Source organism: Actinomycetospora sp. (assembly GCF_055612215.1).
On sequence record NZ_JBVPVA010000484.1, the window covers coordinates 1 to 11034 of the forward strand.

General features: G+C 74.5%; 14 protein-coding genes. 7 read left to right on the forward strand and 7 right to left on the reverse strand.

Annotated features, from left to right (window positions below; translation table 11 throughout):
* Window positions 1-245: 245 nt before the first annotated feature.
* Window positions 246-911, reverse strand: coding sequence for a GntR family transcriptional regulator (locus tag AC0CYZ_RS13440; RefSeq protein ID WP_472216078.1), 666 nt, complete (start codon window positions 909-911; stop codon window positions 246-248).
* A gap of 124 nt (window positions 912-1035) precedes the next feature.
* On the opposite strand from AC0CYZ_RS13440, the gene AC0CYZ_RS13445 reads away from it, so the two are divergent.
* On the forward strand, window positions 1036-1959 hold the full coding sequence (locus AC0CYZ_RS13445; RefSeq protein ID WP_472216080.1) for an NAD(P)H-binding protein: 924 nt from the start codon (window positions 1036-1038) through the stop codon (window positions 1957-1959).
* Between the two features lie 10 nt (window positions 1960-1969).
* Here AC0CYZ_RS13445 and AC0CYZ_RS13450 read toward each other — a convergent pair whose 3' ends face one another.
* The 4 genes from AC0CYZ_RS13450 to AC0CYZ_RS13465 form a co-directional block, all read right to left on the reverse strand.
* Entirely contained in the window at window positions 1970-2632 is a 663-nt protein-coding gene (locus AC0CYZ_RS13450; protein WP_472216082.1) for an NADPH-dependent F420 reductase, read from the reverse strand.
* Complete coding sequence (locus tag AC0CYZ_RS13455) at window positions 2629-2985, reverse strand: hypothetical protein (protein ID WP_472216084.1); 357 nt, start codon at window positions 2983-2985, stop codon at window positions 2629-2631. Before AC0CYZ_RS13455 ends, AC0CYZ_RS13450 begins: the two co-directional genes overlap by 4 nt.
* 213 nt (window positions 2986-3198) lie before the next feature.
* Window positions 3199-3639: a hypothetical protein gene (locus tag AC0CYZ_RS13460; RefSeq protein WP_472216086.1), complete on the reverse strand. Its 441-nt coding sequence runs from the start codon at window positions 3637-3639 to the stop codon at window positions 3199-3201.
* 146 nt (window positions 3640-3785) lie between these two features.
* Entirely contained in the window at window positions 3786-3944 is a 159-nt protein-coding gene (locus AC0CYZ_RS13465) for a hypothetical protein (RefSeq protein ID WP_472216088.1), read from the reverse strand.
* A gap of 209 nt (window positions 3945-4153) precedes the next feature.
* Here AC0CYZ_RS13465 and AC0CYZ_RS13470 point away from each other — a divergent pair, with 209 nt between their 5' ends.
* From AC0CYZ_RS13470 to AC0CYZ_RS13480, 3 genes are read left to right on the forward strand one after another with little or no spacing between them, the layout of a single operon-like run.
* The gene (locus tag AC0CYZ_RS13470) at window positions 4154-4627 is read left to right on the forward strand and encodes a DUF5994 family protein (protein ID WP_472216090.1); all 474 of its coding nucleotides are present in this window, start codon (window positions 4154-4156) and stop codon (window positions 4625-4627) included.
* Entirely contained in the window at window positions 4620-4772 is a 153-nt protein-coding gene (locus AC0CYZ_RS13475) for an RGCVC family protein (RefSeq protein WP_472216092.1), read from the forward strand. The genes AC0CYZ_RS13470 and AC0CYZ_RS13475 overlap by 8 nt, the downstream gene beginning before the upstream one ends.
* An 18-nt stretch (window positions 4773-4790) precedes the next feature.
* Complete coding sequence (locus tag AC0CYZ_RS13480; RefSeq protein ID WP_472216094.1) at window positions 4791-5609, forward strand: alpha/beta fold hydrolase; 819 nt, start codon at window positions 4791-4793, stop codon at window positions 5607-5609.
* A 4-nt stretch (window positions 5610-5613) separates the two neighbouring features.
* Here the strand turns inward: AC0CYZ_RS13480 and AC0CYZ_RS13485 are convergent, their stop codons facing one another.
* Entirely contained in the window at window positions 5614-7197 is a 1584-nt protein-coding gene (locus AC0CYZ_RS13485; protein ID WP_472216096.1) for a fatty acyl-CoA synthetase, read from the reverse strand.
* 171 nt (window positions 7198-7368) lie between these two features.
* On the opposite strand from AC0CYZ_RS13485, the gene AC0CYZ_RS13490 reads away from it, so the two are divergent.
* Together AC0CYZ_RS13490 and AC0CYZ_RS13495 are read left to right on the forward strand one after the other, a co-directional pair.
* A complete protein-coding gene (locus tag AC0CYZ_RS13490; protein WP_472216098.1) occupies window positions 7369-8223 on the forward strand; it encodes an LLM class flavin-dependent oxidoreductase in 855 nt (284 codons plus the stop codon).
* 99 nt (window positions 8224-8322) lie between these two features.
* Window positions 8323-8784, forward strand: a complete 462-nt coding sequence (locus AC0CYZ_RS13495; protein ID WP_472216100.1) for a hypothetical protein — start codon at window positions 8323-8325, stop codon at window positions 8782-8784.
* A 51-nt stretch (window positions 8785-8835) separates the two neighbouring features.
* Here the strand turns inward: AC0CYZ_RS13495 and AC0CYZ_RS13500 are convergent, their stop codons facing one another.
* Complete coding sequence (locus AC0CYZ_RS13500; RefSeq protein ID WP_472216102.1) at window positions 8836-9387, reverse strand: hypothetical protein; 552 nt, start codon at window positions 9385-9387, stop codon at window positions 8836-8838.
* Window positions 9388-9571: 184 nt separating this feature from the next.
* Here AC0CYZ_RS13500 and AC0CYZ_RS13505 point away from each other — a divergent pair.
* A partial coding sequence (locus tag AC0CYZ_RS13505) for a hypothetical protein (RefSeq protein ID WP_472216104.1) occupies window positions 9572-11034 on the forward strand: 1463 nt, incomplete at its 3' end.

Genomic DNA, 11034 nt, shown 5'->3' on the forward strand with positions numbered 1-11034 from the left:
CGAGGCGGAGCCGCGCGAACCCGGCCTCTCGACAGTTGACTGTTAACAGTCAACGTCGAGACCGATGGTGCGGGGGACGCGGTCAGGTGTCAACGGCCACAGCGCGACGAGCGACGCCCGTCACCCTGGTGGCCGAACCGCGCGGAGATCACGTCCGAGCCACCCGACGCGCGCGCCGACCGCCCCGTCCACACCTGGGGGCGCTCACGGGCAGGGGCGTCGGCCCGGCTCCGGACCCGTGTGGGTCAGCTCGCCGACGCGTCCGCGGCGAAGTGGTCGGCCGCCGCGGCCATGTGCTCCTGCACGACCGAGACCGCGGCCTCGAGGTCACCCTGCTCGATCGCGTCGACGATCGGTGCGTGCCGGTCCCCGGTCATCATCACGGGCGACCCGGCCGGCTCGCCGTTCATGATCGCGACGCGGATCCGTCCTTCGAGACCACGCCAGGCCTCGACGAGCATCGAGTTCCCGGCCAGCCGGCAGAGCAGCAGGTGGAAGGCGAGATCGGCCTCGAGCCGGGCGGCGAAGTCGGCGTCGGGCGCCGCCAGGCCGGCCAGTGCCTCCCGCAGCGTCGCCGCGGCGTCCTGCCTCGACGGCGAGGCCACGATCTCGGTGACCGCCAGCCCCTCGAGGGCGGCGCGCACCTTGAACAGCTCGCGGACCTCCACCGGCGACAGCTGGTTGACCCGCAACCGGCCACGGTGGCCTGCCGTGACCAGGCCTTCCTGCTGGAGGTGCCGCAGCGCCTCGCGGACCGTGCCCCGGCTGATGCCCAGGTGGTTCGACAGCTCCACCTCGCCGAGGTGCTCCCCCGGGCGGTACTGCCCCGACGTGATCGCCGCACGGAGGGCGTCCAGCGCCCGCTCCCGCAACGTGCTGCGGTCCAAGCTGGCCAACGGCTCGACGCTCACGCCACCTCCTCGACGACCCGAGCGTAACCGGGCTGTTGACAACTTACTCTCGACACCCCGTGAGTCTCCGCCCGGACCCGGTGACGACAGGGGTGAACCGTCCGGTTCCGGGGGACTCCCAGGCATGCGACTCCTCGTCACCGGCGCCTCGGGATTCGTCGGCGGCCGGCTCGTCCGGGCGCTCGTCGACCAGGGGCACGACGTCGGGGCGATGACGCGGCGTCCCGAGGCCTACGCCGGCCCCGGGACGCCCGTGCACGGCGACATCCACGACCCGGGGACGCTGCGGGCGGCGCTGGCCGACCGGGACGTCGCCTACTACCTGGTGCACTCCCTCGACCGGGCCGACTTCCGGTCCGCCGACGCGGCGGGAGCGCGGGCGTTCGGCGCGGCCGCCGCCGACGCCGGCGTCCGGCGCATCGTCTACCTCGGCGGCCTCGGCGACGACGCCGACGACCTCTCCGCACACCTCCGCAGCCGGCGCGAGGTCGAGGCCATGCTCGGCGAGGCCGGCGTCCCGGTGACGACGCTGCGGGCCGGGATCGTCGTCGGCCACGGCGGCATCTCGTGGGAGATCACGCGCCAGCTCGTCCACCACCTGCCCGCGATGGTCTGCCCGCAGTGGGTCTACACCCGCACCCAGCCCATCGCCGTCGACGACGTGGTCCGCTACCTCGTCGGCGTACTCGACCACGAGGACACGACGGGACGCGCCTTCGACGTGGGCGGCGCCGACGTGCTCGCCTACGTCGACATGCTGCGCCGCGCGGCCGTCCTCGCGGGACGCCGCGCACCCCTGATCGTGCCGGTCCCGCTGCTCACGCCCAGCCTGTCGTCGCGCTGGCTCTCGCTGGTCACCGACGTCGACACCGCCACCGGCCGGTCGCTGATCGACTCGATGTCGAACGAGGTCGTCGTCCGCGACGACGACGCGATCCGGCGTCTCCTGCCCTTCGAGCCCATGGGCTACGACGACGCCGTCCGCGCGGCCCTCGCCGACCGCGCCGCTGGGAGCGGTCCCGGCCGCCCCACCGTCGACGCGGCCTGACCTCCCGGCCTCAGGCGGCGCGGAACTCCGCGGGCCGCTCCGGCGGGGCCTCGGCGAGCGCCTTGCGGGTGCGCTCGACGTCGTAGTCCTTCCCGTAGACCGGCGTGCCCGGCTGCTGGCGCCAGGACTCCTCGAGCGGCCCGGCGTCCACCGGGTCGAAGCCGAGCTCGTCGACGAGGGCCGAGACGGTGTCCTTGCCCGGCCCGTCCGCGCCCGCGATCGGCAGCGCGATCCGGCCCTCCTCGCCCTGCGGCTTCCCGCCCTCGAGCAGGTGCTTCCACCAGATGCCGTTGAACGCCTTGTACACCGGGGTCCCGAGGAGCTCGGACACCCACACGCTCTCCGGCGTGCCGTTCTCCAGGGCGTCGATCCGCCCGTCGCGCTGCTGCGGGTAGTAGTTGTTCGTCTCGATCACGGGCGCGGCCGGCCTGGCCGAGGCGACGATCCCGGGCGCGAGGTCCGGGGTGTTCTTCTGCGGGATGCTCACGATCACGACGTCCGCGTCGACCGCGGCCTCCGCGGCCCACACCGGCGTCGCGCCGGTCTCCTCGGCCAGCTCCGCGAGCGTCTCGGGGGCCCGCGAGTTGGCCACCCGGACCTCGTGCCCCAGGGCGCGCAAGCGCCGCGTCAACGTGCCACCGATCATGCCGGCCCCGATGATCCCGATCCTCATGCCCGTGACAACCCGGAGCGGCCCGCGCTATTCCGCGCGGTCGGGGTCCCGACGACGAGGCTGCGCACGTCGTCGCACAGCCGGGGCACCTGCGCGATCGGCACCCGGTTCAACAACTCCGTGAACTGGGACCACCGCGCGCCCTCGACCACGACGGCGATCCCGGTGTGCGCGGCCAGCGTCAGGAGCGCACGGAGCCCCGCGGCCTCGCACACCACGACGCCCTCGACGTCGACCAGCAGCTCGGTCTGCCCGGTCTTGTGCAGCTGGGCGCAGTACATCTCGAGACTGCTGACCTCGGACTCGCCCAGGGTCCCCTCGAGGCGGATCCTCCGGGGTGGTTCGGCGTACACGGAGGGACCCCATTTCGTCGAGGACGCATTGACGGAGGGAGGTGCCGGGGGGCACCGTGGTCGGGCTGACCCGCATCCAGCGCTTCCCGGTTCGCCCCCCGGGCCGGAGCGGCGCGTGGGCCGAGCCGGGACGGCCCGGACCTCGCCCTCCCCCCAGGGCTTGGTCTGGGCCGTCTTCGGTCCGGTGTGCGAGCGGTCGTCACCGGCCGGTCGTCACGGCGCCGGGCTCCGCGACGAGTCCGGTACCGCGGCGTCGGCGGCCGGTCGGGGCTCCGGGACCGGCGCGACCGAGGTCCACGGCCGCTGCAGTTCCCCGAGGGCGACGCGCAGCTCGCGCCGCCCGCCGATCGGCTCCCGTTCCACGACGGCGGAGAACTGCTCCGGGCGGACGCCGACGACGTCGACGAGGCACCGCTGCGCCGTCGGCCGACGCCCGCGTACCGACACCAGCTCGACCAGCGCGGCCCGGTCGCAGGAGCGCACGGCCCGCACGTCGAGCACGACCCGGTCGACCCCGGTGCTCTCGGCCTCGGCGATCGCCGCGGCGACCTTCGCCCACTCACGCCCGCGCAGGTCGCCCGCGACCACGAGGACGATCTGCCGTCCTTGGCCGGGCCAGGTGGGAGTGGCGGTGCGGAACACCGAGATCGGCACGTGGAACCCCCGGGTCGAGCAGCTCGTCGAGCAGGTGACGCCGGGGTCCGGGGCATCCTTCGTCGCGTCGACGCGAGCCGTTGCGACGAGAGATCCGGACACTACTCGCCGACCGGCCGTCCTCGGAAGTCCGCGATGTCGCAGGATCACCTCCGCGGCGGCTCACTCGCCCTTCGCCAGGCCGACAGCCCGGTCCGGCGGGCGAGCTCGGCGAACCCCGGGACCGTGTCCTCGACGGTGAACGCCCGCAGCACGGCCACGACCTTGCCCAGCACCGACTTGGGCGGGTCCGCGGCGGGCTCCATGGGCCCTACGGTGCCTGGTCACCGCTCCCGGGCAGCGATGCGGGCCGGGGCGCCGGCGAGCGCGGCCCCGTGACGACCCGGTGAGGACGGCACCCGCCCCCGGGTAAGATGAGGGTGTCGAGAGCTCTCCGCTTCTCCGGCGATCATCGCCGGGCGCCCCCGATGAACTGCTCAGCGGCCGCCCGGCGGCCGGAACGGCGGCGCCGACCATGTCGGACCCAGCACAGACGCGATTGACCCTCAAGCCGGGCATGCCCCGCACCGGAGCCGTGGACGGGGCCTGGTGGCCGAGTTCCCGCGATCTCGTCGCCGAGGTCCCCGCGCTCGTCGCGGCGTTCCCCGCGACGGCGGGCCGGGTCCAGCGGGTGGGCTTCGGCCGCTCGCTGTGGGACGCGGTCCCGCACCGGACGCGGGGGTGGGCGGACGGAAAGCGGATCGGGCTCGACGGCTTCGCCGCGTTCGCGCCCGACGTCGTCTGGGTCGCGACCTCGATCACCGGCAGCGCGCCGCTCTTCCTGCTGGTCGTCCCCCCGGACACCGCACCGGGGACCGCCGCCGCGATCCTGCGGCGGGCGGGCTCGGCCGAGAACCTCGAGACGCCGGCCGAGCTGCTGGCCGGGTCACCGCCGGCGACCGAAGCCGCCGCCCCCGGTGAACAGGCGATGGCGTCGTCGCATGGATGAGCCCACGGTCGGCCGCCACGAGGAGCGGCACGCGACGAACTGCCAGGTGTGTCCGCACCGGTGGGCCGACCACGACGCGCTCGGACGTCGCTTCTGCTCGGCCACGCGTGAGGTCGGGTGGGACCGGGGCTGCATCTGCCGCTGAGTTCGCGATGATTCGCCCATGACTGCGATGTCCGAGGTCGAGACCACGCTGGGGCGCCTCCACGTCCAGGACGACGGCGACGGTCGCCCGGCGCTGCTCTGGCACAGCCTGTTCGTCGACTCGACGAGCTGGGAGCTGGTCCGCCCCGCGCTGGCCCGCCACCGGCGCCTCGTCGTCGTCGACGGACCGGCGCACGGCGCGAGCGGGCCGGCCCCCGGGCCGTTCACCCTCGCGGACTGCGCCCGGGCGGCGGTCGAGGTCCTCGACGCGTGCGGCATCACCGAGCCGGTCGACTGGGTCGGCAACGCCTGGGGCGGCCACGTCGGGCTGACCTTCGCCGCCGGCATGCCCGCCCGGGTCCGCAGCCTGACCACGATCGGCAGCCCGGTGCACGGCCTGGAGCGCGCGCAACGCGTCCTGAAGGTCACCCCGCTGGTCGCCCTCTACCGCGTGGCCGGACCCATCTCGCTCGTCCGGGGCGCCCTGCGCGACACCCTGCTCGGTGACGCCGCCGTCGCCGCGGCGCCCGATCTGGCGCAGCGGGTCCTCGACGCCTTCGCCCACGCCGACCGCGCGCCGATGCTCGAGGCGATGCGCTCGGCGATGCTGCGCCGGCCGGACCTCACCGACCAGCTGGCGGCCGTCGCCGCGCCGACGCTCATGGTGGCCGCAGAGGACGACGGCGACTGGTCCCCCGAGCACGCCCGGCGCGCCATCGCCCGGATGCCGCGGGGCACCGCGAGCACCGTCGCCGGCGGCGGGCACATCGCCCCGCTCTTACTGGAGCCCGCCCGCCTCGCGGAGATGATCACCGCATTGTGGAGCGAGGCGGCGTGACCGCTCAGGCCCCGTCGGCCAGCGCCGCGTAGGTGTCCCGCAGCTCCCGCTTGAGGATCTTGCCGCTCGGGTTCTTCGGCAGCTCGTCGACGAAGACGACGTACTTGGGGACCTTGAACCCGGCCAGGTGTTGCCTGGTGCCGGCGACGATCTCCTCCGCCGTCGCCGACTCCCCGTCGCGCAGGACCACCGCGGCCGCGACGGCCTCGATCCACTCGGGGTGCTTCACGCCGAAGACGGCGACCTCGCTGACGGCGGGGTGGGCGTAGATCGCGTCCTCGACCTCCCGGCCGGCGACGTTCTCGCCGCCGGTGATGATGACGTCCTTCTTGCGGTCGACGATCGTCAGGTAGCCGTCGGCGTCCATCACGCCGAGGTCGCCGCTGTGGAACCAGCCGTGGCGGAAGACCTCGGCCGTCGCGTCCGGCCTGCCCCAGTACCCGCGCATCGCGTGCGGGGTCCGGTGCACGATCTCGCCGACCTGGCCCACCGGCACCGGCCGGTCGTCCTCGTCGTGCAGCCGGGTCTCGACGTTGAGGCTGGGGCGCCCGGCCGTGCCCGCCTTGGTGATCTGCTCCTCGGGGAACAGCACGGTCGCGTTGGGGGCGAGCTCGGTCTGCCCGTAGTAGTTGAAGAGGCGGACGTCGGGCAGCCGCCGACCCAGCTCCTCGAGGACCGCGACCGGCATGATCGCCGCGCCGTAGTAGCCCTTGCGCAGTGACGACAGGTCGTGCTGGTCGAACGCCGGTGAACGCAGCAGCCGGATCCACACCGTCGGCGGGCAGAACATCTTGGTGATCCGCTCGGCCTCGACCGTGCGCAGGATCGTCTCCGGGTCGGCGACGTCCACGACCACGCTGGTGGCGCCGAGGTAGACGTCCGGCGTCAGGAAGTCGTGCAGGGCCGCGCAGTGGTAGAGCGGCAGCGCGTGCAGCTCGACGTCGTCGCGGTGGTACTCGCCGTCGACGATGTCGCTCACGTACTGGGCGATGAGGTTGCGGCTGGTCATGATCGCGCCCTTGGGGGCCGACGTGGTGCCGCTGGTGTAGAGCAGCTGGACCGGGTCGTCGTCGCCGATCTCGACGTCCGGCTCCGTCGCGTCGTCGTGCTCCAGGAGCCGGTCGAACGACGTCCAGCCCGGGCTCCGGCCGATGACCACCCCGAGCGCGGTCGGTACCTCCGCGGCCCCGAAGGTCTCGACCAGTGCGTCCTCGACGATGGCCGCCGTGGCGCCGCTGTCCTGCAGCACGTAACGGACCTCCGAGGCGACGAAGTTGAAATTGACCGGCACCGAGATCGCCCCGAGGCGGGCGAGCGCGAAGTAGGCGACGACGAACTCGTAGGAGTTGTGCGCGTAGATCGCGACACGCTGGTCGCGGACCACCCCGCGGGCGGCGAGGGCGTTGGCGACGCGGTTGGCGTCGGTGTCCAGCTCGGCGAACGTGCGGCGGGTGGCGCGGTGCACCACGGCGAGCTTCGCGCCGTACTTCAGGGCGGTCCGGGTCAGCAGGGCGCCGATGCTCTGCCGCCGGGCCCGCGCGACGTCCTCGGTCAGAGGCGGGAGGTACCGGTCGAGGTCGTCGTCCATCCGTTGATCCTCCCCGGCCGCGTGGGGCACGGGAACCATCCGGCTAGGCTCCCGGTCGAACTCCGAAGTCCACGTCCCAGGTGTTCGTCGCAGACGGACGTGGTCCCCCGCCGCGTGGCGAGGAGGAGGTGGCGACAGCACCCTCTGACGCCCACCCTCCGGAGACTCCTCGTGGACATCGGCCTCGGCCTCCCCATCAGCAACCCCACCGCCCTCTACGAATGGGCGCGGCGCGCGGACGACGCCGGGTTCAGCACCCTGGCGCTGCTCGACCGGCTCGCCTTCGCCAACCCCGAGCCAGTGGTCACCCTGGCGGCGCTCGCCGGCGCGACCCGCCGCATCGCCCTGCAGACCGAGGTCCTGCTCGGCCCGTTGCGCTCCACCGCGCTGCTGGCCAAGCAGGCCGCCACCCTCGACGTCGTCTCCGCCGGCCGGTTCCGCCTCGGCATCGGCCTCGGGGGCCGCGACGACGACCACCGGGCTGCGGGCACCCCGCTCGCGCACCGGGGCGACCACCTCGACCGGCAGCTGACGGACCTCCGGCGCATCTGGCGCCAGGAGCCCTACCCCGGCGGCGCCGAGCAGCCCGGCTCGCCGGTGGGTCCCGCACCCGCGACGCCGGGTGGTCCGGCGATCCTCATCGGCGGATTCGCGCCGCGCGCCCTCGCCCGCGTCGCGCGGCACGCCGACGGCTTCATCTGCGCCGCCCCGCCGGCCCGGGCCGAGCCGCTCGTCGACTCGGTCCGCCGCCACTGGCGGGACGCCGGCCGCGCGGGCCACCCGCGGATCGTGTGCCAGATCAACGTCGCGATCGGCCCGTCCGAGGTCGTCGACGAGGCACGCGGCGCGCTCGCCGCCTACTACGCCTTCACCGGCCGTCCCGGGTGGGGAGCCCCCGTCACCGACGTCGCGCAGCTCACCGACACGATCCAGGGCTGTGCCGCCCTCGGTGCCGACGAGCTGATCCTCTACTGCTGGGCCGACGGGCCCGACCAGGTCGACCGGCTCGCCCGCTTCACCGGGTGAGCCGCGCCCGCGCCGACGACTAGGACGCCGTGACCGCGACCTACCCGGTGCTCGGCTTCCGCGCCCCTCGACCGGCGGCCGGGGGCTAGCGTGCTCCGGATGGTGCATGTGCACGACGGTGTCGCGGCGAGGCTGGCGGGGTTCGTCGCCGAGTTCACCCCGGACATGCAGGAGTTGATCTGGGCGTGCCGGGCCGGGCTGCAGGGTCTCTTCCCCGGTGCCTGGCAGCTGGTCTGGGACAACTACAACTTCCTCGTCGTGGGCTTCAGCCCCACCGACCGCCCCTCGGACGCCCCGATGTCCCTGGCCTGCGGGCGCCGAGGGGTGTCGCTGTGCTTCGTCAAGGACGCGCCGTCCCTGCCCGATCCCGAGGGCCTGCTGCGCGGGAGCGGCCGCGTGGCGCGCAACATCGAGCTGAGCTCCGCGGCCGACCTCGACCGGCCGGCGGTCCGGGCGTTGATCGACGCGGCGGCGCTGCGCGCACCCGTCCCGTTGGCGGAGGCCGAGGACGGCGAGCTGGTGGTGCGGTCGGTGTCGGCCAAGCGGCGACCGCGTCGTTGAGCCCCGCTCACCCCGGTCCGAAGAAACATCACCGGCACGGCGACCTCGGGATCAGCGGCGGGCAGCGCGCAACATCGAGGCGCCCAGGGTCACCCAGGTCACGCCCCAGACGGCGATCGCCCCGAAGTGCGGGAGGTCGCCGATCGCCGCGCCGGCCGGGATGGTCGCGAGCGGCCAGACCCCGGCTACGAGGGTGGCCCACCGGGGTAGGCGCGCGGGGCCCCGGAACATCCCGACCGCGGCGACGACCAGGCTGGCGGACGTCACGACGAGGAACACGCTGAAGAGCAGGATCGCGGTGTCCTCGTCGAGGAGTGCGTAGGCGTGGGCGAGCGCGAAGAGCGTGGACCCGACGGCGGCGACGGCCAGCGCACCGGCGATCAGCCCGGACGCGCCGAGGTCGACCGCGAGGCGGCGGAGCCCGAGCAGGCCCGCCGCGAAGAGCAGGGCCGCGGGCACGACGGTCGCGAACCACGCGGCGCCGACGAGGTCCGGGGAGGCCGCGCCCACGATCCCGAGGACGACGACGACCGCGCCGCCCACGGCGGCGGCGAGGCCGGACGCTCGGACGGCGGACGAGGGGCGGGTGAGGGTGTCGGTCATGACGGCTCCTTCTGCTGTGGGTGGGTGCTGACCGACGGGAGCGTGGGCGCGGCACCGTCCCGCCCGGCAGGGTTGCCGCGCCCGCGATGCCCGCTTCCGACCCGGGTGGGCCGGGAGGAACCTCCCGGGAGGTCCGGGCGGATCGACCGCAGACAAGCGTCCGGCGGGATCGGAGGATGAGCGCATGCCCGATCAGGGGGACCCCCGCGCCGGCCGGCCGCCGTGGCTCGCCGTCGGCCTCGGTGCTCTGGCGCTCGTCGAGGCCGTGGCCACGCTCGCCGGGGTGCTGGTGACCGGGATGACCTTCGTCGCGGCGCGGGACAGCTTCCTGATCAGCAACGCGTCGATCGGGAGCGTGTGCGCGCTGTGCGGCGCGCTCATCGCCGCCTACCGGCCCCGCAACACCCTCGGGTGGCTGCTGCTGGGCGTGGCGGTCGCCCAGACGGCGACGGCGGCGGTGACGCCCTGGCTGGCCCGGGCGCTCGTCGTCGGGGACCCGGCGGCGACGACCTGGACCGCCACCGTCTACTCGGCGGCCTGGCCATGGGCGATCGGGCTCTTCCTGCCGCTGGCGGTCCTCGTCTTCCCCGACGGCCGGCTCCCGCCGCGGTGGCGGCGGCCGCTGCTCGCCGTCGTGGTCCTCAACGGCGTGCTCCAGGTCCTGACCTTCAGTGCCGACCCCTACCCGCTCGCCCCGGTCGCCGGCTTCGCGCCCGGCGAGGTGGCCCCGGCGTGGTCGTGGCTGGCGATCCCGGGCCTGGACACGAGCCCCCTCGGCGCGGCGACCAACGTCGTCCTGGCGGCGACGTACCTCGCCGGGGTCGCGGCCCTCGTCGTGCGCTACCGGAGGGGCGGGGAGACGACCCGCCGTCAGGTGCTCTGGCCGCTGCTCGCCGCGGTCGTCACGCTCACGGTCATCTCGGCCACCCGGACGTTCTGGTCGTTCGCGGCGCCCGGCACCGGCTTCCCGGTCATCTCCACTCTCGCGGTGGCGTTGATCCCGGTCGGGATCGCGGTCGCCGTCCTGCGCCACCGCCTGCTCGACATCCGGCTGCTCTGGTCCCGGACGGTCACCTACCTCGTGCTCACGGTCGCGCTGATCGCGACCTACGTCGCCGTCGTCGAGGTGGTGAGCGGACTGGTCGGCCCCACCGACGGCCTCGCCGCCTCGGTCGCCGCCACCGTCGTCGTCGCGGCCGCCTTCGACCCGATCCGGGTCCGGCTCCAACGCCTCGTCGACTCCCTGCTCTACGGCGACCGGGGCGACCCCGTGCGTGCGGTGTCATCGGTGACCGAGCAGCTCGCCGGCGGAGCGGACCGGGCGCGTGACGTCCTCCCGGCGGTGTGCCGGGCCCTGAAGCTGCCGTGGGCGCGGCTGACGGTCGACGGCGGAGTCGTCGAGGAGACGGGCTCCGAACCCGCGCAGGTCGAGACCTTCCCGCTACGGCACGCCGGGCGCACGCTGGGCGAGCTGACGGTCGGCGGCCGCTCCGGCGAGGCGCGCCTCGCCACGTCGGACCGGGCGGTGCTCGAGCTGATGGCGCTGCCGATCGGCGTGGCCCTGCACGCCGAAGCGCTGTCGGCGGCAGTGCAGCGCTCCCGGCGGGAGATCGTGGCCGCGCGCGAGGAGGAACGGCGTCGGCTCCG

Bases quoted from the DNA above. Each gene is read 5' to 3' on its own strand.
- AC0CYZ_RS13445 (WP_472216080.1), top strand. From the start codon at position 1,036: ATGCGACTCCTCGTCACCGGCGCCTCGGGATTCGTCGGCGGCCGGCTC.
- AC0CYZ_RS13485 (WP_472216096.1), bottom strand. From the start codon at position 7,197: ATGGACGACGACCTCGACCGGTACCTCCCGCCTCTGACCGAGGACGTC.
- AC0CYZ_RS13500 (WP_472216102.1), bottom strand. From the start codon at position 9,387: ATGACCGACACCCTCACCCGCCCCTCGTCCGCCGTCCGAGCGTCCGGC.
- AC0CYZ_RS13495 (WP_472216100.1), top strand. From the start codon at position 8,323: ATGGTGCATGTGCACGACGGTGTCGCGGCGAGGCTGGCGGGGTTCGTC.
- AC0CYZ_RS13475 (WP_472216092.1), top strand. From the start codon at position 4,620: ATGGATGAGCCCACGGTCGGCCGCCACGAGGAGCGGCACGCGACGAAC.
- AC0CYZ_RS13465 (WP_472216088.1), bottom strand. From the start codon at position 3,944: ATGGAGCCCGCCGCGGACCCGCCCAAGTCGGTGCTGGGCAAGGTCGTG.
- AC0CYZ_RS13450 (WP_472216082.1), bottom strand. From the start codon at position 2,632: ATGAGGATCGGGATCATCGGGGCCGGCATGATCGGTGGCACGTTGACG.
- AC0CYZ_RS13480 (WP_472216094.1), top strand. From the start codon at position 4,791: ATGACTGCGATGTCCGAGGTCGAGACCACGCTGGGGCGCCTCCACGTC.
- AC0CYZ_RS13470 (WP_472216090.1), top strand. From the start codon at position 4,154: ATGTCGGACCCAGCACAGACGCGATTGACCCTCAAGCCGGGCATGCCC.